General features: G+C 45.4%; 20 protein-coding genes and 1 pseudogene. 10 read left to right on the plus strand and 11 right to left on the minus strand.

Features of this window, described 5'->3' with window-relative positions; genetic code table 11:
* The first annotated feature begins 64 nt into the window (after window positions 1-64).
* The 3 genes from FKN93_RS03390 (at window position 65) to FKN93_RS03400 (ending at window position 1,304) form a co-directional block, all read left to right on the plus strand.
* Window positions 65-313 (plus strand): DUF3297 family protein, encoded by a 249-nt coding sequence (locus FKN93_RS03390; RefSeq protein WP_040905130.1) that lies wholly within the window; start codon window positions 65-67, stop codon window positions 311-313.
* Window positions 314-426: 113 nt separating this feature from the next.
* A complete protein-coding gene (locus FKN93_RS03395; protein ID WP_154170759.1) occupies window positions 427-678 on the plus strand; it encodes a DUF2999 family protein in 252 nt (83 codons plus the stop codon).
* A 374-nt stretch (window positions 679-1,052) separates the two neighbouring features.
* On the plus strand, window positions 1,053-1,304 hold the full coding sequence (locus FKN93_RS03400) for a hypothetical protein (RefSeq protein WP_040905134.1): 252 nt from the start codon (window positions 1,053-1,055) through the stop codon (window positions 1,302-1,304).
* A 298-nt stretch (window positions 1,305-1,602) separates the two neighbouring features.
* On the opposite strand, the gene malG is transcribed toward FKN93_RS03400, so the two are convergent.
* From malG to malE, 3 genes are all read right to left on the minus strand, one after another.
* Complete coding sequence (malG, locus tag FKN93_RS03405) at window positions 1,603-2,493, minus strand: maltose ABC transporter permease MalG (RefSeq protein ID WP_004396716.1); 891 nt, start codon at window positions 2,491-2,493, stop codon at window positions 1,603-1,605.
* Between the two features lie 11 nt (window positions 2,494-2,504).
* Window positions 2,505-4,082, minus strand: a complete 1,578-nt coding sequence (gene malF / locus FKN93_RS03410) for a maltose ABC transporter permease MalF (protein WP_161438354.1) — start codon at window positions 4,080-4,082, stop codon at window positions 2,505-2,507.
* Window positions 4,083-4,161: 79 nt separating this feature from the next.
* Window positions 4,162-5,343: a maltose/maltodextrin ABC transporter substrate-binding protein MalE gene (gene malE, locus FKN93_RS03415; protein ID WP_004396718.1), complete on the minus strand. Its 1,182-nt coding sequence runs from the start codon at window positions 5,341-5,343 to the stop codon at window positions 4,162-4,164.
* A gap of 713 nt (window positions 5,344-6,056) precedes the next feature.
* Here malE and malK point away from each other — a divergent pair.
* Complete coding sequence (gene malK / locus FKN93_RS03420) at window positions 6,057-7,178, plus strand: maltose/maltodextrin ABC transporter ATP-binding protein MalK (RefSeq protein WP_004396719.1); 1,122 nt, start codon at window positions 6,057-6,059, stop codon at window positions 7,176-7,178.
* 55 nt (window positions 7,179-7,233) lie between these two features.
* Here malK and FKN93_RS03425 read toward each other — a convergent pair whose 3' ends face one another.
* Entirely contained in the window at window positions 7,234-8,136 is a 903-nt protein-coding gene (locus FKN93_RS03425) for a DMT family transporter (protein ID WP_154170762.1), read from the minus strand.
* Window positions 8,137-8,231: 95 nt separating this feature from the next.
* Between FKN93_RS03425 and FKN93_RS03430 the strand changes: the two genes are divergently transcribed.
* Window positions 8,232-9,650: a PLP-dependent aminotransferase family protein gene (locus FKN93_RS03430; RefSeq protein ID WP_170904481.1), complete on the plus strand. Its 1,419-nt coding sequence runs from the start codon at window positions 8,232-8,234 to the stop codon at window positions 9,648-9,650.
* Between the two features lie 99 nt (window positions 9,651-9,749).
* Window positions 9,750-10,277 (plus strand): spermidine N1-acetyltransferase, encoded by a 528-nt coding sequence (gene speG / locus FKN93_RS03435; RefSeq protein ID WP_004396722.1) that lies wholly within the window; start codon window positions 9,750-9,752, stop codon window positions 10,275-10,277.
* Between the two features lie 104 nt (window positions 10,278-10,381).
* On the opposite strand, the gene FKN93_RS03440 is transcribed toward speG, so the two are convergent.
* From FKN93_RS03440 to FKN93_RS03455, 4 genes are all read right to left on the minus strand, one after another.
* A complete protein-coding gene (locus tag FKN93_RS03440) occupies window positions 10,382-10,990 on the minus strand; it encodes a 2OG-Fe(II) oxygenase (RefSeq protein WP_170904482.1) in 609 nt (202 codons plus the stop codon).
* A gap of 210 nt (window positions 10,991-11,200) precedes the next feature.
* Window positions 11,201-12,856 carry a dihydroxyacetone kinase subunit DhaK gene (locus tag FKN93_RS03445; protein ID WP_158137213.1) on the minus strand — a complete coding sequence of 552 codons (1,656 nt, stop codon included), beginning with the start codon at window positions 12,854-12,856 and terminating at the stop codon, window positions 11,201-11,203.
* 373 nt (window positions 12,857-13,229) lie between these two features.
* Entirely contained in the window at window positions 13,230-13,871 is a 642-nt protein-coding gene (gene dhaL / locus FKN93_RS03450) for a dihydroxyacetone kinase subunit DhaL (protein ID WP_154170766.1), read from the minus strand.
* A gap of 3 nt (window positions 13,872-13,874) precedes the next feature.
* The gene (locus FKN93_RS03455; protein ID WP_158137212.1) at window positions 13,875-14,873 is read right to left on the minus strand and encodes a dihydroxyacetone kinase subunit DhaK; all 999 of its coding nucleotides are present in this window, start codon (window positions 14,871-14,873) and stop codon (window positions 13,875-13,877) included.
* Between the two features lie 334 nt (window positions 14,874-15,207).
* Here FKN93_RS03455 and FKN93_RS03460 point away from each other — a divergent pair, with 334 nt between their 5' ends.
* The 3 genes from FKN93_RS03460 (at window position 15,208) to FKN93_RS03470 (ending at window position 18,641) form a co-directional block, all read left to right on the plus strand.
* A complete protein-coding gene (locus FKN93_RS03460; protein WP_158137211.1) occupies window positions 15,208-16,293 on the plus strand; it encodes a glycerol dehydrogenase in 1,086 nt (361 codons plus the stop codon).
* A gap of 94 nt (window positions 16,294-16,387) precedes the next feature.
* Window positions 16,388-18,277, plus strand: a complete 1,890-nt coding sequence (locus tag FKN93_RS03465; RefSeq protein ID WP_170904483.1) for a sigma 54-interacting transcriptional regulator — start codon at window positions 16,388-16,390, stop codon at window positions 18,275-18,277.
* 127 nt (window positions 18,278-18,404) lie between these two features.
* Window positions 18,405-18,641, plus strand: a complete 237-nt coding sequence (locus FKN93_RS03470; RefSeq protein WP_004396755.1) for a hypothetical protein — start codon at window positions 18,405-18,407, stop codon at window positions 18,639-18,641.
* 302 nt (window positions 18,642-18,943) lie between these two features.
* Here FKN93_RS03470 and tdh read toward each other — a convergent pair whose 3' ends face one another.
* The 3 genes from tdh to FKN93_RS03485 all read right to left on the minus strand — a co-directional run bounded on the left by tdh (window position 18,944) and on the right by FKN93_RS03485 (window position 22,695).
* Complete coding sequence (tdh, locus tag FKN93_RS03475; RefSeq protein ID WP_170904484.1) at window positions 18,944-19,978, minus strand: L-threonine 3-dehydrogenase; 1,035 nt, start codon at window positions 19,976-19,978, stop codon at window positions 18,944-18,946.
* On the minus strand, window positions 19,975-21,171 hold the full coding sequence (locus FKN93_RS03480; protein WP_170904485.1) for a glycine C-acetyltransferase: 1,197 nt from the start codon (window positions 21,169-21,171) through the stop codon (window positions 19,975-19,977). The genes tdh and FKN93_RS03480 overlap by 4 nt, the downstream gene beginning before the upstream one ends.
* A 267-nt stretch (window positions 21,172-21,438) precedes the next feature.
* Window positions 21,439-22,695 (minus strand): SGNH/GDSL hydrolase family protein, encoded by a 1,257-nt coding sequence (locus tag FKN93_RS03485; RefSeq protein WP_170904486.1) that lies wholly within the window; start codon window positions 22,693-22,695, stop codon window positions 21,439-21,441.
* A gap of 561 nt (window positions 22,696-23,256) precedes the next feature.
* Between FKN93_RS03485 and FKN93_RS03490 the strand changes: the two are divergent.
* A pseudogene (locus FKN93_RS03490) lies at window positions 23,257-24,924 on the plus strand (S8 family serine peptidase); the annotation flags it as partial.
* Between the last annotated feature and the right edge of the window lie 151 nt (window positions 24,925-25,075).

The following is a 25,075-nucleotide window of genomic DNA, read 5'->3' on the forward strand; positions in this document are numbered from 1 at the left end:
GCTTGAACACTCCGCTCGCACTGTCTACAATAGCGCACTTTTTCGTAACTTCAGGTCACATATGATGAATGACACAACCGCAAAACCAGCCTTACCCGATCGTCTAGCCAGTAATTCTCGTAGCCCTTTCTTTGTCGCAGAATGCTTTGATCATGCGATTGGCATTCGCTTTAACGGCAAAGAACGCGGTGATGTAGAAGAATACTGTATCAGTGAAGGCTGGATTAAAATTCCTTCTCCTAAAGCGAAAGATCGTTACGGTAATCCAATGCTGATTCAACTCAAAGGTACAGTAGAAGCGTATTACGTATAATACTCCCGCTATTTATGCGTTAAGAAAGGCAACATTGATCCCGATGAATTCGAATCGGGATCAATGGGCCTGATATGCATGGATAAACCAGAGAAGAGAAGAAAGGTAATCTTATGAATCCAATTATAGCCCTCTTAAAAGAGCACGCGATCAGCGACCAACAAATCAATGACGTGTTTCAAGCACTGACACAAAACCCGCTCGCGGCAATGACCACCATCAGCCAACTGGGGTTACCTCAAGATAAATTGCAACTGTTGCTCGCTCAAGTAATGCAAAATCCAGCGTTAATTAAACAAGCCGTCGAAGAGCTTGGCTTAGATTTTTCAAAAGTCGAAGAAGCACAAACCAAGCTTCGTAACTAAGCGCTTCATCGTCTTTTTCTCGTTCAACCTTAAAGCAAAGTCCTATTGCCTCTCTATACCCAAAAACTTTGAGTTGCAGGTAAGCGGCAAGTGAGTCAATCCCCATGAGCATAGACAAACGATGCGATTGGGGTGAACGACCCCAGCCAACACCGCTACAGCTTCAAGTACGAAGGGGATAACGACATCTCCTGTCATTGAAACGTCATCTCGCTTTGCTTTAATTGGTCTGTAGCACCGATAATACCCGCACAACTGACGCCAATCTCATGCAATCATAAAGCGGCCAAACTGGGCAGAGTCCGTGTTCTACCCCGTGGGATGAACATACTCTTATCCCCGATTGAGGTTAAATAATAACAACGAGAAAAACCATGTCCTTAACACTCGATAAAATTACGCTCAGTGAATCGACCCTACTCGATGCAAAAGCCGTTGAGTATCAATGGGTTCGTTCGTTATATGTCGAAGGCTACTCTGCCGATGAGATTAACCATTACATCAAAGCCTGCTTTGGCGGCGATGACACCTTTGCCGATCTGTTTCGAAAGGTGGCTCTAAAGCAAGAAAGCTTATATGTCCTTTTGCAGTACATGAGCTGCGCTCCCTCGACTCGAGAGCTGTAACCCGCGATACAAAATCTTCGATCTGCCTCGCATCAAAATGGCATTCTGCTGTTTGTTCTCTGCTTATTGTTTATCATCTTCAACCGTAGCGAACTCGGCAAACGTCAGGCATAAAAAAACCTGAGTTAAACTCAGGTTTCGGTTACAAAAACTGTTAGTCATGAAGCTAGTAAGGAATAGAGCTAACAGCCAGCTATGCGTAACGCCAGAACTCATATCGAACTCAACTGATCGGCGGCCAAACCAAAAGTGTTGAGTCGATACAAAATGGGCGACCTGATGGTCGCCCTTATTATTGTTATCCTTTCACACCGCCAGCGGTTAGGCCTCCAACGAGCCAGCGCTGTGCAATTAAAAAGACCGCAGTAATAGGTAATGCTGACAATACCGCCGCCGCAGCGAAATTACCCCACAAATAGTTTTGCGGATAAAGGTATTGTTGCATTCCAACAGCCAACGTATAAGAGTTTACATCAGATAGTAATAAAGATGCTATCGGAACTTCACCAACTACCATGATGAAAGATAAAATAAACACCACGGCTAAAATTGGCACCGACAATGGCAGTAAAACCAATCTAAACGCTTGCCAAGGTGTGGCACCATCAAGGGCCGCGGCCTCTTCTAACGAACTATCGATACTTTCAAAATACCCTTTAATCGTCCAGACATGTAACGCGATACCACCAAGATAAGCAAAGATTAAACCACCATGGGTATTTAAACCTAAAAACGGGATGTATTGACCTAATTTATCAAACAACGCGTAAATGGCGACCAAAGCCAATACCGCAGGAAACATTTGAAAAATCATCATCGCTTTTAAGATGGTTTCTTTGCCCTTAAAACGCATCCGCGCAAACGCATAAGCCGATGTTGTCGACAGAGCCACAATAAACACCGAGCTGATTACCCCAACTTTAACCGAGTTCCACAACCAAGTCAGCACTGGGAAAGGCGGCGGGATCACCGTGCCGTCGGCGTGCGTAACCGTCATACCTAATGCCAATTTCCAGTGCTCAAGTGACGGCCGATCGGGGATAAGGCTGCCCGTCGCAAAGTTACCTTCACGAAATGAGATAGCAATCACCATCAATAATGGGAAAATAATCAGTGATAAAAATGCCCATAACGCGATGTGTGAGGCCCAAACTCGATATTTGAGCGACTTTCCTTGAACCATAGCCATATTCTTCGCTCCTATTTAGTTTCTGATACTTTGGCAAAACGTAAGTTGAACAGCGCTAACGCTCCCACTAACAAGAAGATTAAGGTCGCAATCGCACTAGCCAGACCAAAGTCTTGACCGCCCGCACCTTCAAACGCGATACGATAGGTATAGCTCACCAGCAGATCGGTATAACCAGCAGGTTCCGATGTGCCAATCATGTTAGGGCCACCCTGAGTTAATAACTGAATCATCACAAAGTTATTAAAGTTGAAAGCAAAGCTCGCGATCAGTAATGGGGTTAATGGCTTAATCATCAAAGGCAAAGTAATGCGAGTAAAATTGTGTATGAAGTTTGCGCCATCAATCGCCGAAGCTTCATAAAGATCATCGGGAATCGCTTTTAGTAGACCCATACATAAAATCATCATGTAAGGGAAACCCAACCAAGTGTTAACAATCAACACCATGGTTTTCGCCAAGAAAGGATCCGAGAACCAAGCTGGGCTTATGCCAAAAATGGCTTGTAGCATCATGTTTATTTCACCAAAACTTTGGTTAAATAACCCTTTAAAAATCAGGATAGAAATAAACGCCGGGACAGCATAAGGCAAGATTAATAGGACCCGATACACCGCACGACCTTTTAACGACTCCCACTGTACCAAGCTCGCCAATATCAAACCAATCACCAAGGTAAAAGCGACGGATAAAACCGAGAAGACAATCGTCCAGATAAAGATGCTGATGAATGGCTCTTTAATACCATCATCTTTCCATACTCGCTCAAAGTTATGCGTACCAATTGACACGATAAATCCGGGAGACACTGTCGGACCGACAAACTCACCTTGTTCGTCTATCACCTGATAAAAGCCGATCTCCATGTTCGGACGTAACCATTCACCGGTTCGATTATTGAATAGCGTCTTACCATCTTCTTGCACCGTGTAAAGAGGGACTACACCGGCAAATTGGCGTAAGCCACTCATCCGAATATCAATGCCTGATGGGAAGTGCAAATCAATCCCCGATAAGGTACTGCGATAGCCAACAATGGTGCGCACCGGTTCAGGCTCACCCAGTGGACTATCAAGCGGAGCAAGATACAAATCAGCAGGGACAGAACCTGTCAGAGGGAAACTTTCGGTGATATACCACTCATCACCGTCTTGCACAGCGATACGATAGCCATCATCCGCCTTGTGCAGTGTAAAAGGATAGCTATCGCCACTTTGATAAGTACGATTTAATAACACCGTCTGCGCTCGCTCAAAGGAGAGCTGATTTTTAGCGCTGTAGTTGGTAAATGCTAAATTGACGGTATAAGCAAGAGGAAAAAGGATAAACAGGATCATCCCTGCTACCCCTGGATAAATATAACGATGAGCGTAGGTCTTCTTACTACCAAAAATATACAAAGCTAAAACAGTAAGAACCAGAGTAAGCATAGCGAATGCCAGCTCACCGCGAGAATACATTAAAATCGTTGTATAGCCATTCACGATACCTACTGCGCTTAAAACGGCCCATTTAAGGATTGAGCCTTTGCTGATTGATCGTATTTTGGCTGAAACTGATATCGCCTCTGTACCTTGAATTGACTGCATATAACAACCTGCTAGCGAAATGAAAACTGAGAAAATAAGGAGAGGTTACCCTCTCCTCAAAAAGTACTATCGAATAAAATTATCGCGTCATTTGTCTTTCTGCATCCGCCAAAGCGGCATCAACGGTTTGACGTCCATCAACGATATTGATGATAGCGCTCTTCGCCGCTCCCCAGAAAGCGTTCATCTGTGGGATGTTTGGCATCACTTCACCGTTCAGTGCGTTATCCATCGTTGCTGCGATACGAGCATCAGAATCGAGTTCACTTTGGAAAGAGTTCAACGCAACAGCACCCAATGGTTTATCGTTATCCACCATACGTAAACCTTCGTTGGTCAGCAGGTAGTTTTCCAAAAACTCCACGGCAAGATCACGGTTAGGTGAAGCGGTGCTGATCCCAGCGGTTAATACGCCAACAAATGGTTTTGAGGCTTGACCATTAAATCTTGGTAGCGTGGTCACACCATAATTGATGCCTGAACGCTCAATGTTATTCCAAGACCAAGGACCATTAATGGTCATCGCGGTATTACCTTGGTTAAAGGCCGCTTCCGACACCGAATAATCCATATCGGCAGAGATGACGCCTTTATCGACCAAACCTTTTACAAAGTTCATCGCATCTTTAACGCCTTTATTGGCAATGCCAGCGTCTTTAATATCGTAACCGCCGCCAGTGTATTTAAAGGCATAGCCACCATCAGCAGCCATCAGTGGCCAAGTGAAGTAAGGTTCTTTTAAGTTCCACATAATCGCAGATTTACCTTGCTTCTTGAGTTTTGCATCAAGCTCAGCCACTTCTTCCCAGTTTTTTGGCGGGTTAGGAACTAAATCTTTGTTATAAATCAGCGAGAGAGATTCAACCGCAATGGGGTAACCAATCAGTTTGCCATCATAGCGAACAGCATCCCATGCAAAATCAACAATACCGTCTTTAATGCGTTGTGAAGGTTTGATTTCTGCTAATAAACCCGCTTCAGCATAACCACCAAATCGGTCATGCGCCCAAAACACAATATCAGGACCATCACCCGTTGCTGCCGTTTGCGGGAAACGGTCTTGCAAACCATCAGGGTGAGCAACGGTAACTTTAATCCCCGTGTCGGCTTCAAATTTCTTACCAACTTCAGCTAGGCCGTTATAACCTTTATCACCGTTGATCCAGATTGTGAGTTGTCCTTCTTGAATAGCAGCATTTGCACCAAATGAGCCAAGCGCAACCAAAGTGCTTAGCGCGACAGTGCTTAGGGCATTTTTCATCTTCATATCCTTGTTATTTGTGTTGTAGGGCGAACACCGATTGAGGTTTTGCCGTATTTCGCCATCTATCATCAGCAAAAAACGGGGGTGACTCATCCTCCTACTCCCTACGCCCTAGCCATTATGGCCTAGTTTCGTGATCTACATCGTCACAGGTTAGCGATCATAGTCACAAAAAAAGCGTTGACTGTGATGAAGTTCAACTTCATGACAATCAATAATTTGAACTGGATCTATATGATGGTTTTATCCCCTCCTCCGCCTCATCCTTGGCTACTCCCCCTATAAAAAAAAGCAACGGGAGGATGTGAGCAACAACATCATCAAGGAAACTAAGCACATCCAAGAGTGGATGGTAAGAACCCTTTCCAGTATCTATTGCAGTGCTGGCTTGCATTGCCGAATGGGTTTGCTGTCATCACTTGAGCGTTCGTGGTAATTATTGTACGGGGGAGACGTTCGAGCATGGCGGGGGAAGCAAACTGATTCTTGGCTTTGATGGGTGATGTTTTCTACAAGTCAGTGACGTTGTAGGCATCACCCTTTCTTTTCTTACTGATGAAATGAGAGGTAACGCAGCATCGCTGCAGAATCATCGGCATTCACCATGAAAAATGATTCACCTTAATGTATTCCTACTGTTATTGCCTGCAAGATAATTCATATAATGATAGGCAGTAATCATTAAAAAATCTTGATCGAGGACGAGCGACATGGCGAGTGTCACGTTAAAAAATGTATGTAAAGCTTATGGTGATGTATTGATTTCTAAAAATGTTGATTTAGAAATCCCAGAAGGCGAATTTGTCGTCTTCGTAGGTCCATCAGGTTGTGGCAAATCCACCTTATTACGCTGTATTGCTGGCCTTGAGGAGATCACCTCTGGTGACCTTTATATCGGCGATCAACGCATGAACGATGTCGAACCGTCAAAACGTGGTGTCGGCATGGTATTTCAATCGTATGCCCTTTATCCGCATCTCAATTTATACGACAACATGTCGTTTGGCCTCAAACTAGCCAAAGCCAGTAAAGCAGACATTAGCCAACGAGTAGAAAAAGTGGCTGATATCCTGCAACTAAGCCATCTATTAGACCGTCAACCTAAAGCACTGTCTGGCGGTCAACGTCAACGGGTCGCGATTGGGCGGACCCTAGTTTCTCAACCCGATGTGTTCTTACTCGATGAACCACTGTCTAACCTAGATGCAGCGTTGCGTGTACAAATGCGCTCTGAAATTACCAAGCTACAGCGCAAACTCGGTTGCACGATGATCTACGTAACCCATGACCAGGTCGAAGCGATGACCATGGCCGATAAAATCGTCGTTCTCGATGCTGGTTTTGTTTCGCAAGTCGGTAAACCGCTTGAGCTCTATCACTACCCGAAAAACCGCTTTGTCGCTGGATTCATTGGCTCGCCAAAAATGAACTTTATGAGTGTCACGATTGAAGAAGCAGAGAAAGAGCGCGTAAAAGTCAAACTGTCTAACGGTTTCTCTTTCTGGATCCCTGTTGATGGTACCACCGTCACCGCCGGTGCTCGTATGTCACTCGGTGTACGTCCTGAGCACTTACTCTTACCAGAAGATGGCGATGCGCCCATCGATGGCAAAGTGATGATTGTTGAAAAACTCGGCAATGAAACCCAAGTGTATATGAATGTGAAAGGCTCAGACTCTGACATCATCTACCGCCAGCCAGACACGCTCGATATCGAAGTCGGGGATACGCTCACCATTGGTCTGCCCGCTCATCGCTGCCATTTATTCCACAGTGATGGCCGTGCATGTCAACGCTTACATCAAGAAAAAGGCGTTGTGATTGAGCGTTAAGTCTCGTCCTTGCAGACAACGGTCTGAAACCGTTGTCTGCCGCATGCAAAATAACTTAATTTTCCAATATTAAGCCTCGCTTTCGTCCCCATAGCTTCGGCTTTTTGACGACAAAGTACACCGCTAACGCGGTTAATATAAAACCTAATATCCCCAATCCATCCAATGATTCATCAAACGCAAACCATGCCTGAATCGCCGTCGTCGGCGGAACCAAATAAAAAATAGAGGCCACATTGGATGAAGCACCATGCTCGACCATGTACAGCAAAAGTAAAACGGCAACACATGATAAAACAACGACTAACCAAACCATGGTCAACACAAACGTCGTCGTCCATTGAATACTCATACTTTCAACCTTAAGCGCAAGAGGAATAAATAGTATGGAAGCCGCCATGTATTGCACCAAGGTTCCCCCCAATAGATCACTCTGTTGACAAAATCTTTTCTGGTACAAAGTGCCAACGGTGATGCCAAACAAAGAGAGAAGACACATTCCTACTGCTGCCCATTGCTTCTCTTCTGATTGCCACTCAAGGTTACCAAGCAAAACCAAGCTGATACCGACAAATCCTATCCCCAGCCCAATCCATTGACTAACAGTAAAACGTTGTGGCGTCATGATAACCAACAGCAAAACGGTCATCACAGGTTGAGTGCCGACTAACAATGAGGTTAACCCTGCCGGCATCCCCCAATAAATCGCCTGATAAGTTCCGCCCAAATACAACCCATGAATCAGTAAACCAGCAACACTTGCGTGCCATAGTGCTTTCCCTTTTGGGATAGATTGCCGTTTAAAAAGAGCCAGCAAACCTCCGAATAAAAGTACCGTTAACAGCATACGCAAGCTGAGCAATGTCATAGGTTCAGCATAAGTCAGCCCATAACGAGCACCCACGAAGCCTGAAGACCATAATATGACAAACAGAAAAGGGATCATTTTAATGAACATAGAAAATCTCTCGCCATGAGGATAACAATTACGCTACTTTAATTGGGTACAGAAAAACAAAAAGGCACAGTTTCCATTATTTCAACGGGTACAGAATGGTCAAAATTTGCAAATATAAACAAGTTGAAGCGTATTTACGCCATGCCATTGAGCAACGTTTGTTTAATTCACACGAAAAACTACCATCCATTCGTGAATTAGCCCTTGCCCTATCGGTGAGCAAAAATACCGTCATTCGAGCCTATCAGGTGTTGGAAGCTCAAGGATGGGTGTACGCTCAGCCAAGAAGTGGTTACTGTGTTTCACCACCACCGTCATCGTTAGAAATCAGTGAGCAAACACCTCGCCAAGTCGATTTGTTGTCAATGTCGAAAGACATTCTGGCCAATCCAATCAAACACTATGAGATGTCAGCAGGTTCCGCACACCCGAATATCGACTCTAGTGCCATTCGTAGTTTGTATGCACATATCGGACGTCACAGTCGTAAACAAACGCATATTCCCAGTCACTATCAACTGCCACCGGGGAATAACCAACTCGTAAAACAGCTAGCAAAGCTTTCGCAAGAGAGCGGTATCTTTGCCCAGAGTCGAGACATTGCCATTACTCATGGAGCACAACAAGCCATCAGCTTAGCTTTTCGAGCGCTCACTCAAGTGGGAGACATCGTGGCCGTCGAGTCGCCTTGTTATTTTGGTACCTTATTGTTAATCGAGTCTTTAGGGTTAAGAGTGGTGGAAATACCCAGCCACACAATAACTGGGATTGATCTAGATGCACTGGTTGATGCTTTACAGCGCTGGCCAATCAAAGCGTTATTGCTTACGCCTAATTTTACTAATCCAACAGGGGCATTGATGCCACTGCTACACCGTAAAATACTGCTAGAAAAAACATCTTCACTGCCAATCATTGAAGATGATGTCTTTGGTTATTTAGGGTTTAACGACCCAATCCCCAGCCTAAAAAGTTTGGATAACCACGATAGAGTTATTTATATTAATTCGCTGTCTAAAACGTTAGATTCTCGACTTCGAATTGGCTGGATAATTGCTGGACAATACATGGAAAAAATAGATAAGATTTTACTCAGTGAGAACATGGGCAGCCTAAATTTAATACAATCCGCAGTGGCTGAGTTTCTCTCTTCCGGTCAATACAAAACTCATCTTGCTAAAATGCGCCGCCTATATCAATATCGCCAGCAAAAGTTTACCACCATGTTGAACCAAGCATTCAATGGCCAACAAGGATTACAGGGACAATACCACCTCTGTCATCCAGAAGGTTCATTTTTAAACTGGCTAACACTACCGTCTCATATCGATACTTACGAGCTCTACCAACAATGTCTACCAAAAAAAATCAGCTTCTTGCCAGGGCATCTATTTGCGACCCAACATCAATTCACTCACTGTATTCGCTTTAGCGTGGCAAATTTGAATGATGAAAAAAAATGGCAACCCAGCTTAAATCTTCTCGCGCAGATGATCACGGCTCAACTAAAATAAAGATAAACCGAAGCAAATCATCTTAGTTCGCAGAGATCCGCCCCCATTAACCACTATGATGTACAGTTAAATACAATAAAAGAATAATAAGGATTATCCATGAAACACCAGCTATCTCTTAGAGCTTTAGAGCGCGGCGACTTGCGCTTTATTCATAATTTGAATAATAACCGCAACATTATGTCTTACTGGTTTGAAGAGCCGTATGAATCGTTTGATGAACTGGAAGAGTTGTACAACAAACACATTCATGACAACGCCGAACGGCGTTTCGTGGTTGAGAATCAGCAAAAAGATCTGATTGGCTTAGTCGAGCTCATCGAAATTAACTACATCCACCGCAGTGCTGAATTTCAAATCATCATTACCCCAGAGCATCAAGGTAAAGGCTTTGCGCGCACCTTAATTCATCGTGCGCTGGATTACTCTTTCACCATTCTCAATTTACACAAAATTTATCTGCATGTATCGATTGAAAACGATAAAGCGATTCATCTATATGAAAAATGCGGGTTTATTGAAGAAGGGCATTTAGTACAAGAGTTTTTCATTAATGGCCGCTACCGCGACGTTAAACGGATGTACATTCTGCAAAGCGACTATTTAAAAAAAACCTATCCAGAATAAACGTCCAACCTGTACTTACCTTGCACCACAGTATGACTCTTGATGAGCGTAGATAGACTTAGGTAATCATTGCACGAAGCGCATCCGTCGCTTCGTGCTTATTATTAACGAGCAATATCCAAGCGGTTTTCGGTTACCCCGTTAGTTCGAAACCAACCCGCGATACTGAACCGTTCCGCTTGAGTCGGCAGCACTTCATGAGGAAATTTTTCCGATAAGAAGACGACTAAACGACCTGAGATAGGCGCAATCGTCTCAATCAGCTGATCGTTCAAATCATAAAGTTTTAGCTCTCCGCCATCGGCGGCGCACCAATTGGGGTTCATGTAAAACACCGTAGTTAACTTGCGATTTTCATTACCGCGAAACGCATCGAGATGTTTTTTATAGAAATCACCGGCTTCGTATTTCGCAAAATGCGCTTCGTATTCAAATAACCCTAAAAAGAAGTCTTGATTCACTTGCTGGCGAATCTGCTCCATCCGCTCCAAATAATCTTGTATTGGCTGGCCCATCGATTCTCTCAGCCATTGAATCTTATCACTGCGGATCTGGCTTATACGCTGGGCTTCCTCTTGCCGGCCGATACGCGCTCGCTGCCAACTTTCTGGGGCGCAAGACCGTAAACGGCTGACTTGATCGGGCGTTAAAAAATCATCCCACACATACCAGCCTTGCTCCGCTATCGCGTCCAGCAACTTCTCTAATCCCATGATGTTCACTACTTAGTTAATGAACCATGGGTTATAACCAGACTCGGTTAGCCGTACAAATCACGATGTTAATCCATAAGGATAATAATCGTTATCGTTGTCAATAATAGGCGTAACACAAGAGGATGCGAGGAATATTGAGTTGCTTCGATAATAAAAAAGCCACCGGAAAACCGGTGGCTAAGATAAAAAATCGTTAATCGCTAAAGCTTAGCGATTCAGCTTGGTAAGCGCTGCAAAGACGCTTTCGACCGCAACCGCACCGGGGTCTTTAACACCGCTTAAACTGTCACTGGCTAAATAAGACGAGCGCCCAGCATTGGCTTTATTCATTAACGCGGTGGAAGCACTGCCTTGCTCGGCGGCGCTTGCCGCTTCGGTTAGGCTTTGCCCAGCCACTAACGCTTCCAGTGCAGGCTGCAGCGCATCGATCATCGTTCTATCACCCAACTCAGCACCGCCGTACTGTTTCATTTTATTTAGTCCTGCCACTAATGCGCTCGCCAGTGGTTGCCCTTCACTCATCTGCTGACCCGCCGCGGTAAAGAAAATTGACAGTAACACGCCACTTGAACCGCCCATCACGGTCGCAAGACGCTCACCCACCACGCCTAATAACTTATCGACTTGCGCGAATGGCAATTGATTAGCTTGACTCTCACGATAGATTTGTCGAGCTCCAGCAGCAAAGGTAGAGCCGGTATCGCCATCGCCAACGAGGCTATCGAGACGGTTAAGCTCACTTTCATTATCAATCAAGGTCTGGCAAATACAGTTAACGATCATTTGATGCTCAGCATGCTCGGAGGCTTGATAGTGCAGTTGATCGGCTTGCTTTTCGACTACGCGGCGCGCCACATCATTGACCGCTAAAGGCGTTGGCCAACTGCTGACTTCGGTTGGGGCCAGTAATGCCGTTTCCAGTTGCGGGTTCAAATGCAATAACGAGAGAGAGAAGCCTTTCATATCCAACGCCGTCATCAAGGGCGCTGGACCCACTAAGTACTGGATTGAGGACGCAAGAGAAGAATGACACAGATCGCGCGTTAACAAACTCATTTCAAGATTGGATACGCCACCCAAGTTATTGAGTAGCACCGCGACTTTATCATCAGCCGTTAACGGATAAGCGCTCAGCAGCTTTTCAATCATGATAGCCAGAATATCGCGGCTATTTTGGGTTGCTAAAACCGAAACTCCGGGCTCACCGTGAATGCCTAACCCTAGCTCAGCATGACCGGGAGCGACTCGCTCGCTGTGCGTTTCACCCGGTAAATGGCAACTGGAGAGTGCCACGCCAATACTGGCGGTGCGTTGAATCGCCACTTGCGCCGCTTCGGCAACCATCACCAGCGATTGACCTTGCTCCGCCGCATAGCCCGCGACTTTATGCACAAATAAGGTACCCGCCACACCACGAGGCTGCTTATTATCGGGCAAGGCAATGTCATCACTGACCATCACCATTTCAACTTGATAACCGAGACGCTTGGCTTTTTCTGCCGCTAAACCAAAGTTTAACCGGTCGCCGGTGTAGTTTTTAACAATCAACAAACAGCCCGCGTCACCGGTGACTTGAACAATGGCATTGAACACCGCATCAACACTGGGCGAAGCAAACACATCGCCACACACCGCAGCAGTCAGCATATTCTTACCCACAAAGCCAACGTGAGCCGGTTCATGGCCTGAACCACCGCCAGAAATAATCGCTACTTTGCTTTTATCCCAATCACGGCGAACCACGATGCGAATGTGTGGGTCGATATCGAGTTGTTCTAGGTTTTGCCAAGGGCTGGTTAATACGGCCCCTTCAATCGCTTCATTTACCAATTGCTCTTTATTATTAATAAAAAATTGAGTCATCACGTTATTCCTTGGATTGAAAGTAAATCAACAGCCTTGATTGTGCGTATGAGGACGGCGAACAGCAAAAAAAATCTCACGTTGCAGAATGAAACGTCATTGATTCGACGATTGGTTCATAATGAAACACCGCTAAGCGTCCCTCGAATTAGATTGTGAGCTTAGACAATATGTCGTGAAAAGAACCAGAGAATGGTCCCTAAACGTTGATGAATCACCAGAAAGACTGGGCTTTGTCGCTTTCACGATAACGAGAAAAGTCGCACCAATCGCTGCGTTACTGTGGGGAGTATCAATAGAAAGGTAAAGCAGCCGATACTGGTGCTGCTTTATTCAAATACAAGATCAAGAGAAGAAGGGGGAAGAAACCGAACTACGCAGTTGAGAGATGTGCAAATGCTTGATGTAAACTGGCGATCATCACTCGGCTTGATTCAATCCCAGGGTCCAAATACCCACAGCTTTGCTCACCTAAGTAGGCCGCTCTACCGCGCTTAGCGGGCAGAGCAATCGAATCACGAGCCGCTTGTTGGCAAGCATCCTCCAATTCAATTAGGCTTTGCGCCATGGTCTGTTGATTAACCACACAGCGCTCTAAGGTTTGTGTCGCGACATACCAAATGTCATATAAGGTTTTATCTTGGTACTGTACATAGCCGCGCGTTTTTATCCCTTGCTGGCCATTCAATAATGCTCGATAGAGATCATCGACACTGAGCGCCGTTTTACCTTCCACGCTGTGCGCCGCGCGCTGAAACAAGGTGTAATACAAAGGGCCACTCGCTCCTCCAACGCCGGAAAGAAACACAAACCCTAAATTTTGCAATAAATGGGCAATACTCATGTCCGCTAAACTCGGTAATTTGCTGACCAGTAACGTACAGCCACGTTGAATATTCACACCATGATCGGCATCACCAATTTCGGCATCCAACTGATTAAGGTATTCACTGTGTTGGAGTAAATTTTGGCTGAGCAACTGTAACCAGTGATAGACCATCGCTTGGCTAAGCATGGTTTATTTCCCCCATTGCCAATAGGCAGTATCCACTGGAGCTTGCCAGCAAGATAAAGCCCGAACATCAAGGGCGAATAAAGTAACAGAAAAAGCATTAGGATGCGCGCCACGGCATACCGCTTGTGCAATCGAGTCGACGATGGTCATCTCACACTGGGCTAAGTGCTGACTGACCCATTGGCAGAGGTGGCCCAACTGCTGCTGATTTTGCCCACTCAAACCATTCACTAACAATAAATACCGTGGATGAGCCACTAAGGGTGCAATGATAAATTGCTGCTGCCAATCATGGGTTGCACTCGACCATTGGATTTGTAATCGAGGTCGTAGTGGCGCATTCGCTAGCTGCTGCTGCAAATGTTGCAACACCTCGGAAAATGTCCCTGAGGTTAACTGCATAATCCCTTGTTCATTGTGCAGACCTACCCCGACTTTGATCTGTTCAAGCTCTTGATCTGGCTCGGGAGCTTGAGCCCCTACAAAACCTACGCTGATGGTATGGCATTGTGCTGTCCATTGCCGGGCCTGCTCCACCAAAACGCTGAGTTGTTGTTGACCAGACAATCCCGAACCGGCCAATTGTAAACTGTAAGCACCCAGCAGTTTTTGTAGTAAGACAATCCCCGCCAGTCCTTTGCCCCCCATCGAGCAGTGGTCTGGCAAAGGGGCACAATCATCATCAACCAGACAAAAATCGACCCAATAACCTTGCTCGGTTAACCACTCGGTAGCCAGTTGAAAATTCAGTACATCACCGGTGTGATTTTTCACTAAAAACAAAATCGGTACTGACGATGAAAAATGCGCGTTCACATGGTCGGTAATTTGCAGTGCCGATGGCGCAGTAAAGTGCTCACCAATGCATGCGGCGGCCAGCATCCCTCGACCAACAAATTCACTGTGCAGAGGCTCGTGGCCTTGACCACCACCGCTAATCACTGCAACAGGGGAAGGAGAATAGCTCAAAAAGTGGCCATCAAACACATTATACACAGACATCGCTCCAGGCTATTTTTAGCCCAAAACTCTACCACGAGCGCTAAATTAAGCAATTTATCAGCCAATGGTTTCATTATGAAACTCTCAGAGCTACCCCAGCGTTTCATAGTGAACCAATCGAGTTAAATTTGTGAACTGTGTCTTTCCTTGTTTAACGAGAGGCGGCGAAAAGCAATGAAATGTGAAACAAGGATTCGATTCGTCATCGGGTTAACAAAATTGATTGCTAAGTCAAGTCAAAGCTCTTACTACTAGAGCCAACCGAGCACGGCATCTCTTCTCACCGTCAGGCTCATTATAAAAATGGTTCATGCAAATAATAAGGATCAATAACGTGGAAAAAATCTTAATCTCACCCAGCAAATACATTCAAGGCAAAGGCGCTATTCATCAAGTAGCTCGTCATGTTACGGGCTTTGGTCAACGGGCTTTCGCGATCACCGACCCGATGGTTCTACCGCTGGTTGAAGATAGCCTAGCCACTCAGTTTGCTGGCCTCGACATGCATCTCACCCTATCGCCTTTTCATGGTCAATGTAGCCGCAATGAAATTGAACGCTTAGTTCAGATCGCCAAAGAGGATCAGGCGCAAGTGATTATGGGTATCGGCGGCGGTAAAACCCTCGATACCGCGAAAAGTGTCGCTTACTACTTAGGTTTACCTGTGGTGATCATCCCGACCCTTGCCTCTACCGACGCACCGACTAGCTCACTGGCGGTGATCTACACCGAACAAGGCGAATTCAGCGAATACCTATTTTTCCCCGCTAATCCGAATATGGTGTTAGTCGATAGTGAAATTATTGCCAAAGCTCCGGTACGTTTATTGGTTGCAGGAATGGGCGACGCGCTCGCCACTTACTTTGAAGCGCGGGCAGCGATTGCTTCTGGTAAGGCGACCATGGCAGGAGGCCTCGCCACTAAAGCCGCTTTTGCGATTGCTCAAACCTGTTATCAAACGCTATTAGAAGATGGTTACAGCGCGATGATGGCGGGGAAACAAGGTCTGGTTACTCCAGCGATGGAAAACATCATTGAAGCCAATACCTATTTAAGTGGCATCGGCTTTGAGAGTTGCGGGCTGGCGGCCGCACACGCGATTCATAACGGTTTAACCGTACTGGAAGAGTGTCATCACCTCTATCATGGTGAAAAAGTCGCGTTTAGTACCTTAGTTCAATTGGTATTAGAGAATGCACCTAAAGAAGAGTTTGCCGAAGTGTTGGCTTTCTGCCGTCAAGTGGGTTTACCGACCAACTTGCATGAAATGGGCGTGACCACCATCGACCTACCACAAATCATGGCGGTGTCAGAAATGGCCTGCGCCGAAGGCGAAACCATTCATAACATGCCATTCCCAGTGAGTGCAGACCAAGTCTATGCGGCGATACTCACCACCCATGCCTTAACCACCGCCTAACGGTACTCTTTATCCCCCATCTTGTTTGGGGGATTCGTTTTTTGGTGAGCTTCTTGTTACGATATCCCCAGCCTCCCTACCCGCAGATGTATTTATGGTTACCGATACCTATAAACAATGGAAAATTTTTGTCGATACTGGCTGGTTACCTACGAAAGGCCAGCAAACCGAACTCTATCAACAGTGGCAGCAAGCTAGCCAATTTTGCCAAGCGAAAGCTTGGCAACCACCCAAAAACTTAAGAGGCTCAACACTGAATGAGACTCTGCAGTCACAACAAAATCTACTCTGTTTTACTCAACGAGTCTTAGATGCGATTACCGAAAAGCTACGCGCACCCGCCTGGTTATTTTGCATAACCAATGCACAAGGGATCACCTTACACCTGCAAGGGGCGGCAACAATTAGCCAAGCGCTATCAAGCCTAGGTTTATGCGTCGGAGCAGATTGGACAGATAAACGGATCGGCAATCATGCCATCGAGCGCTGTTTAGTCACTCATCAAGCGCAGTTATCAAGCGGAGCCGAACATTTGAGTAAAGCGCTGCATCCTTGGTTTTTCTCGGCGGTGCCTATTTTCGATCCCATGGGCGAGTTACTGGCAAGCTTGACGTTAATTGGGGAAACCCAACAACACACCATGATGATCGATGCATTAATCGAAAGTGCCGCTCGGGAAATTGAAACGCTACTCAGCTCAGAGCAGCGCCTCACTCAAGCCAATACGCTACTGACCCAGCGTGATGTACTGTTAGAAGGAATAGAGCAAGGCGTGGTCACTTGGCAAGCGTCAGGATACGTGCAATACATTAATCACTGTGCTCGGCAGTGGTTGGGCTTAGATGAAAGTCATATTGGCCTACACATTGAAGCGTTATTTCATTTTCCGCCCGTGGTTGAGCAAGCCTTAGCAGAGAGAACCAAACTGGAAAAAGTCGAAGTCATGGTCGATTGTCAGCATCAATTGCTGAAAGTGATCCTCTCACTTAAACCACTCAGTAGCGGTGAAGTGATGGCGCTGTTTCATCCTAGCGAACCACTAACCCAGTCTCATGAACGTCACTTTATTGGCGGAGACTATTGGCAACCGGGCGAAAACCTGTGGTTATTAGAAGGCCACCCATGTCAGCAGCGGATTGAAAAAGCGGCAAAAGTCTCAGTGCCAGTACTACTGCAAGGCGAAGATGGCGTCGGTAAACTCTCGCTCGCGTTAGCCATTCACCATAAAAGCCAACAACGTCTCGCACCACTGATGATTATTGATTGTGCGGCCTTACAACCCGAACAATTGGCGCAAGCGCTATTGGGTGATGATCAACAAAGTCAGCCATCGAAATTTGAATTGGCCTACAATGGCACACTGATTGTAGAACATGTCGAGTATCTACCGCCTACCTTACAAGCGAGCTTATTAGCGATTTTAAAAACCGGGTTTCTCACTCGTTTACATAGTCAGCAAGTGATTCCCGTTAATGTGCGGGTGATCAGCACCAGCAGTGCTGATTTAGACAAGTTAGTCGAATCAGGATTGTTTAGCCGTCAATTGTGTTACGCCATGCAAGGGATTGAGGTGTGTATTCCTCCGCAGCGTGAAGCGCTCGATTATACTCGTAGCCTTATCTCGCATATTGTCGACCGAGCCAACTACACGCTTGCCGCTGACGCTTTGCAAAGGCTCTTGGATTATAGCTGGCCCGGTAATCGCAGTGAGCTATTGAGTGTGATGGACAAAGTTCTGCTCAGTTCGGCTCATCGTGTTATCCGCCTTGGCGATCTACCCGATAGAATTCGTCAACGCACCGACCAAGCGCAACCCATTCAAAGCCTCGAATTAATGGAAAAAAATGCCATTATTCATGCGTTAAAACATCATCAGGGTCATTTGCAACAAACCGCTAAAGCATTGGGCGTTGGCCGGACAACCTTATGGCGTAAGATCCGCAAATACGACATTGATGAAACCGCGATTATTGAATCTTCTTAGCTAACGATCAGATAGGCCTGACATCAATCCTATCCAATCAATATAAACTGGCACCAAATATGCTTAATAAAAATAACTCAGCGCTCACTCGTCATCATGCTGAATACCACGTTTAGAGGAAAGCATTATGGGCCATCTCTATAAAATTGAATCTTACAGCGAAGAAGCCGTGCGAACACTTGCTCAATTCATTCAAGCCAAAGGGGGCAAATGCTGCATCGCAGGGTTTGCGGTGATCACCAATCACCCTTTTAAAGAAAGAGACGCCGGGCGTTTACTGCCATTGATTGGCAAAGTCACCGATAATCTCACCGAATGGGATAAAAGTCAGTTCGAAGTGCTGGATAATCAGATCGCTTGTTAATTCATTCGTCACTGCTAATAACAAACCAAAGCGGCTTATGTCTTTTAACTGAGCAACAACCATTAAAGACATAAGCTACGGCTTTAATAAAAAGCAAAGCAGTGTAATAATCAACCAGGCGATATGCAACAGTTTCATTTTGCAACGCAGATTGCACCTAAAATGGCGCTATTTCGACTGCAAGGTCATATCGAGACCGTACTTGCTAACTGTAGATAGAAAGATATGCCTCAATGACGACATAAAAAAGGAGCTTAATCAGCTCCTTTTTGGTTGATACGGATAGAATTACCCAAGAAAATTTACGCTTGCCAATCAAGAATCACTTTGCCGGATGCGCCGCTGCGCATAGCGTCGAAACCCTGTTGGAAATCATCGACCTTGAAGTGGTGGGTGATGATTGGGGTTAAATCTAAGCCAGATTGAATGAGGCTGGCCATCTTGTACCAAGTTTCGAACATTTCACGACCGTAAATGCCTTTGATGACTAAGCCTTTAAAAATCACTTGATTCCAGTCAATCGCCATCGATGAAGGTGGAATGCCCAGCAGAGCGACGCGTCCGCCATGATTCATGGTTTGCAGCATTGAGCTAAACGCACTTGGCACTCCAGACATTTCAAGGCCGACATCAAAGCCTTCTGTCATGCCCAGTTCATTCATCACATCTTCAAGCTTTTGCTCCGCCACGTTAACCGCTCGCGTTACACCCATTTTGCGCGCTAAATCTAGGCGGTATTCGTTAACATCAGTGATCACCACATGGCGCGCACCAACATGTTTCGCCACCGCCGCCGCCATAATCCCGATTGGACCTGCTCCAGTGATCAGCACATCTTCGCCCACTAAATCAAACGATAAAGCGGTGTGAACCGCATTACCAAACGGGTCAAAGATAGACGCGAGATCATCAGAAATACCATCGGGGATCTTAAACGCGTTAAACGCTGGGATCACTAAATACTCTGAGAATGAACCGGTGCGGTTCACCCCCACGCCAATGGTGTTGCGGCAAAGGTGAGTACGACCGCCGCGGCAATTACGGCAGTGACCACAAGTAATATGACCTTCACCGGAAACGCGATCTCCTATCTCAAAACCGCGAACTTCTTGACCAATGCCAACTACTTCACCGACGTATTCATGGCCCACCACCATCGGCACAGGGATGGTTTTTTGTGACCATTCATCCCAGTTGTAAATATGCACATCGGTACCGCAAATAGCGGTCTTTTTGATTTTAATCAGTAAGTCATTATGACCCAGCTCTGGCATATCGACTTCGGTCATCCAGATGCCTTGTTCTGCTTTTAGCTTGGCTAATGCTTTTATTTTCATTTGATAAGCCCCATCTCTTGGCCGACTTGAATAAAGACATCAATCGCTCTGTCGAGCTGCTCGCGACTGTGAGCCGCTGACATTTGCGTGCGGATCCGTGCCTGACCTTTTGGTACCACCGGGAATGAAAAACCAACCACGTAAATGCCTTTCACTAATGCACGCTCAGCAAACTCAGCGGCCACTTTCGCATCACCAAGCATAATCGGAATGATCGCATGATCAGCGCCGCCCATGGTAAAACCTGCCGCTTCCATACGAGTACGAAAATGCGCTACGTTGCTCCACAGTTTATCGCGTAATTCACCACTTTCAGCTAACAGATCCAAGACACGCAGAGAAGCGGCAACAATCGCTGGTGCGACGGAGTTTGAGAACAGATAAGGACGTGAACGCTGGCGTAGCCAATCAATCACTTCTTTCTTACCGGAAGTATAACCACCAGAAGCGCCGCCCATGGCTTTGCCTAGCGTTCCGGTAATAATATCAATTCTGTCGATAACGTTATGATATTCATGAGTACCACGGCCATTTGCACCCATAAAGCCCACCGCATGGGAATCATCAACCATCACCAAAGCATGATACTTGTCCGCTAAATCACAAATCGCTGGCAAGTTCGCCACTACGCCGTCCATAGAGAAAACACCATCCGTGACAATCAGTTTATGGCGCGCGCCCGCTTGGTCAGCGGCAATCAGCTGCTGTTCTAACTCTTGCATGTTGTTATTGCTATAACGAAAACGCATCGCTTTACATAAACGAACACCATCAATGATTGAAGCGTGATTAAGCGCGTCAGAGATGATGGCATCTTCTTTATCAAGCAAAGTTTCAAATAACCCGGTATTCGCATCAAAGCACGAGGTATAAAGAATGGTATCTTCTTTGCCAAGGAAGACGGAAAGCTTCTCTTCAAGCTGTTTATGGATATCTTGCGTACCACAGATAAAACGCACCGAAGCCATCCCAAAACCATGCGTCGCCATGCCTTGTTGACCCGCTTCAATCAAAGCCGGATGGTTCGCCAAACCAAGATAGTTATTGGCACAAAAGTTAAGTACTTCTTGACCGGTTGAGATAGAAACCGCCGCTTGTTGCTGTGAGGTGATCACGCGTTCAGACTTATAGAGACCTTCCGTTTTAACATCATCAAGCTGTTGGCGTATTTGTTGATAAAAATCACAAGACATTGCATTTTCCTTATTGGTTGCCGTTATCTCCAGCAGATTAGATAGTTAGTGTAATAGAAGCCTATGAATGGGATTATCTCGCTTTGCGGAAAAGCATTCGTGAACTTAATTCACAAATCAGCCTCATTGACTAATAACTAGCGACCAATGTACTCAACCATCGCATAAGAGCAAGCGATACCGCTCGACGAACGACATCAGTATAAAAAAGCCTGAAGACACAAAGCATCTTCAGGCTGATTCGATGACTAAAAAACACGCAAGAGGTTAAAAGTTAAAATATTGCAGTCCATTACCAGGGGCTAATAACGTTTGTGAAATATAGCGATGAGTCGCCGTGGTTGGATGGGTGACATCCCAAAATACAAATTTATCTGCACCATCACGAGCACAGGTATTGGTGATCGGGTGACGATATAAATAATCCGCCGCAGAAGAACGGGTGAGATTCAAGCAAGGTTCACTGGCATTGGTAAAACCATGCTTTTCCGGTTCAGCGACCATTGAATCAAATAATGCATGAGTATCAAACAGATGAATCGCGTAACCTTGTACGATATATTGCGCGGTTAGCTGCTTTAAAATGGTATTCAATGCGGTAATTTTACCGCGAATTAAATCAATTTCCGCCGGTGTCGAATAGGTAAACTGCGGTGCTTTAGTCACATCCGGTAGCGTCATCATTAAAATATTTTTCGCACCAGCTTGAGTTAAACGTTGTAATGCCGTAGTAAAATCAGCCGCAACCTCAGCAACGTCTCGGTTATAATTCATAAAATCATTCAAACCAAAGACCAAAGTATATAAGGTATTTTCTGGACGATAATTTTGTGCTTTACCCATGTACTGTAAATAAGAGTTCACTTGACCTGTGATACCTGTTAACACCACATATTGATTCGCTCCGGCAGCGCCACCAACCGCCCAGTTATAGATCGGCATATTTTTAGACTGAGCAAGGTATTCTGCCCAAACCAACCCATTAGAAAAATGCCCTAAAAACCAACTGTTTGGATTAGGAAAACGCCACTGAGCGGCATTAAAAATATTGCCCGTATCCGATAAACTATCACCGAAGGCGACGATCTTGTTAATCTGATTGGCTTGCATCACAGGATCATTCGACCAAATCGTATGGTTTAAAGATAAACGATTATCCGCCGCATAAAAGGTAATATCCGCATTATCATGGTTAATGCTTAAAGTGTGTTCGCAGCGCTGACGAATGGTATTTTGTGAGGTCTGAGTATAAAACATATTTTTTAACCCGACCGAGCTCCACCAGTAACCTTCCAAAGTAAAATAACTGCCGTCATTATTTGTCGCCCACTGCCAATCGGTTGCAGGATCATTACGACTATGACTCGTGCGATACCAGCAACGCACATAGGTATAAGTTTGTCTACCTGTAGGAGCCACTGAGTAGTTTGCCTGCACAGTTTCAGGAATAGAAAAAGTGGGAGTAGGAGTAACCGATGTACCAATAGGTAAAGTTACACTTAAAAGAAACGTTAATATATTCATATTTATACCCCATATGTATACGGTAGATAATTGGTACATCATTATCTGATTAGTGAATCAAAACATATTACCCTGAGTTATATGACAATAAGTAGTGACTGATAAAAATTGTGGCACTAAGGTCAAATTCGCGATTCTCCTATCGTCATTTATTTTCATACCGATATCATCCTGATAAGAAAAAACAAAATAACCACATAAATATCAGTTAGTTAATCAGAACCTATTAACTTAATTCGTTTATTTTGTGATCTTATTTCAATAAAAATACTAATTATAATTGTTTTCTTTTCTGTTTAATTACTTTGCGCTATACGTGATCAAGTCATTAGTCTTGATTATGAAATCTCGCGCAGTGACATGATTAAAATATGAAATGTTCGCGGTTGATTATACGATCTGACCAACCGACTTGACGTTGCTGACAAATCCATGATTCTCCATGAGTATCAGTAACAACACGATTGGAGTGAGTGAACCAAATAGCGCAGTAGCTGCAAGTCAACTGGGTAATATAGGATGATCAACCTGCAAAAATATCGCTCAAAAAGGACAGGGCAAATGATAAAAAAAAACCAATTAAAACGTTACGTTAAACTAGGTACAATAGCGATTGTCGCCGGCAGTGCGACTTCCGCGATAGCTCACCCAACGCTGGCATTTGATGAAGCGAATATTCCTACTCGTTACATTGTCAAATTTAAGCAAGATGAACAGCCATTCTCGATGGCCAATAACCCATTCTGGGGGCCGAGAATTGGTCAGCAAGCTCTATTATCACAGGTACAAGCCAGTGATATTGAACCTATTGGTCATGATGCTTTATACAGCGCGAAACTTGCAGAAGAGCGCGTTGAAGCCCTCCGTTCACGCCCAGATGTCGAGTATGTAGAAATCGACCCACCGCGTTTTTTAATGAGCGAAACCACACCTTGGGGTTACTTTGCCGTTAAAGCCGATCAGTTAGAGGATAGTCAAGCTGGCAATCAAACCATCTGTATCATTGATTCTGGTTACGACCTCGCCCATAACGATTTGAGCGGTAACCGAGTCACAGGGACGAACGATCGTGGAACTGGGCAATGGTACATTCCGGGTAGCAGCAATGCCCATGGCACCCATGTCGCGGGTACGATTGCCGCCATCGCCAACAACGAAGGTGTAAAAGGCTTACTACCAAATCAAAATGTTAACCTACATATTGTCAAAGTATTCAATGAATCCGGTTGGGGCTATTCATCGACGCTCGTGCGAGCGATTCAAACCTGTGCGGATAATGGGGCAAAAATTGTCAACATGAGCTTAGGGGGTAGTCAATCAAGCCGCACCGAACAAAATGCAATGAATGCATTGTATGAACAAGGAGTATTAATGATTGCCGCTGCGGGTAACTCCGGTAATACCGCACACAGTTATCCTGCCTCTTATGATTCAGTGATGTCTGTCGCTGCCGTCGACAGCAATTACGATCATGCTTCGTTCTCTCAAGCCACTAACCAAGTAGAAATCGCTGCGCCTGGAGTTGCCGTACTCTCTACCGTCAGTGTAGGTGAAGGGGTTTTATCAACAATAATCACTGAAGATCGTGATTATTTTCGCCGTGGCGTCGTGCCACATAATCGCTTAAATAATAATGGCTTTGGTTTTGAATCGGCACCGATTGCGGGGCAATACACCGCACCTTTAGCGTTATGTGATACGAGCTCTGGTCGCTATCAATGTGGCGATATGCGTGGCAAAATTTGTCTCACTGAACGAATCGCTAATGAAACGCCATCCGTTCGTCCAGAAATTAATGCTGTTGCAGCCTGTAACAATGCTGGCGCGTTAGCCGCGATTGTCTACAGTAATCAGCAACGTCCTGGCCTCCAAAACCCGTTTGTTCTCGATCAATACGACACTCATCCGTTATTGTCTGTCAGTGTTAATCGTAACGTAGGGCAAGAATTGGCGGCTTTAGTCGGGCAAGACATTACCGTATCCACTCGTACCGGTGAAGATTATCAGTACTATAATGGAACTTCGATGGCAACACCGCACGTTTCAGGCGTTGCAGGCTTAGTGTGGAGTTATCATCGACAGTGCTCTGCAAAACAAATCCGCCAAGCATTAACTCAAACCGCTCTGGATTTGGATGTCCCGGGTCGAGATAATCGCACTGGCTACGGGTTAGTGAATGCACTCGCAGCGAAAAACTATTTGGATGCGGGGTGTAATGGTCCGCGAGGTTAATTCCTCTCGTTAGGCTTAAAATGTCAGGTCGTCAAACGGCGCGATCCCCTTGATTTACTGTCCATGTTGTCTTGGGGATCGTTATTTTCAAAACATAAACGATGATAAGACGACACCCTATCCAAACCTCTAAAAGTCGCAGGCAGGG

The sequence above is a fragment of the Vibrio sp. A8-1 genome (assembly GCF_013048685.1).
Taxonomy (GTDB): domain Bacteria; phylum Pseudomonadota; class Gammaproteobacteria; order Enterobacterales; family Vibrionaceae; genus Vibrio; species Vibrio metschnikovii.

Bases quoted from the DNA above. Each gene is read 5' to 3' on its own strand.
- FKN93_RS03390 (WP_040905130.1), top strand. From the start codon at position 65: ATGAATGACACAACCGCAAAACCAGCCTTACCCGATCGTCTAGCCAGT.
- FKN93_RS03395 (WP_154170759.1), top strand. From the start codon at position 427: ATGAATCCAATTATAGCCCTCTTAAAAGAGCACGCGATCAGCGACCAA.
- FKN93_RS03400 (WP_040905134.1), top strand. From the start codon at position 1,053: ATGTCCTTAACACTCGATAAAATTACGCTCAGTGAATCGACCCTACTC.
- malG (WP_004396716.1), bottom strand. From the start codon at position 2,493: ATGGCTATGGTTCAAGGAAAGTCGCTCAAATATCGAGTTTGGGCCTCA.
- malF (WP_161438354.1), bottom strand. From the start codon at position 4,082: ATGCAGTCAATTCAAGGTACAGAGGCGATATCAGTTTCAGCCAAAATA.
- malE (WP_004396718.1), bottom strand. From the start codon at position 5,343: ATGAAAAATGCCCTAAGCACTGTCGCGCTAAGCACTTTGGTTGCGCTT.
- malK (WP_004396719.1), top strand. From the start codon at position 6,057: ATGGCGAGTGTCACGTTAAAAAATGTATGTAAAGCTTATGGTGATGTA.
- FKN93_RS03425 (WP_154170762.1), bottom strand. From the start codon at position 8,136: ATGTTCATTAAAATGATCCCTTTTCTGTTTGTCATATTATGGTCTTCA.
- FKN93_RS03430 (WP_170904481.1), top strand. From the start codon at position 8,232: ATGGTCAAAATTTGCAAATATAAACAAGTTGAAGCGTATTTACGCCAT.
- speG (WP_004396722.1), top strand. From the start codon at position 9,750: ATGAAACACCAGCTATCTCTTAGAGCTTTAGAGCGCGGCGACTTGCGC.
- FKN93_RS03440 (WP_170904482.1), bottom strand. From the start codon at position 10,990: ATGGGATTAGAGAAGTTGCTGGACGCGATAGCGGAGCAAGGCTGGTAT.
- FKN93_RS03445 (WP_158137213.1), bottom strand. From the start codon at position 12,856: ATGACTCAATTTTTTATTAATAATAAAGAGCAATTGGTAAATGAAGCG.
- dhaL (WP_154170766.1), bottom strand. From the start codon at position 13,871: ATGCTTAGCCAAGCGATGGTCTATCACTGGTTACAGTTGCTCAGCCAA.
- FKN93_RS03455 (WP_158137212.1), bottom strand. From the start codon at position 14,873: ATGTCTGTGTATAATGTGTTTGATGGCCACTTTTTGAGCTATTCTCCT.
- FKN93_RS03465 (WP_170904483.1), top strand. From the start codon at position 16,388: ATGGTTACCGATACCTATAAACAATGGAAAATTTTTGTCGATACTGGC.
- FKN93_RS03470 (WP_004396755.1), top strand. From the start codon at position 18,405: ATGGGCCATCTCTATAAAATTGAATCTTACAGCGAAGAAGCCGTGCGA.
- tdh (WP_170904484.1), bottom strand. From the start codon at position 19,978: ATGAAAATAAAAGCATTAGCCAAGCTAAAAGCAGAACAAGGCATCTGG.
- FKN93_RS03480 (WP_170904485.1), bottom strand. From the start codon at position 21,171: ATGTCTTGTGATTTTTATCAACAAATACGCCAACAGCTTGATGATGTT.
- FKN93_RS03485 (WP_170904486.1), bottom strand. From the start codon at position 22,695: ATGAATATATTAACGTTTCTTTTAAGTGTAACTTTACCTATTGGTACA.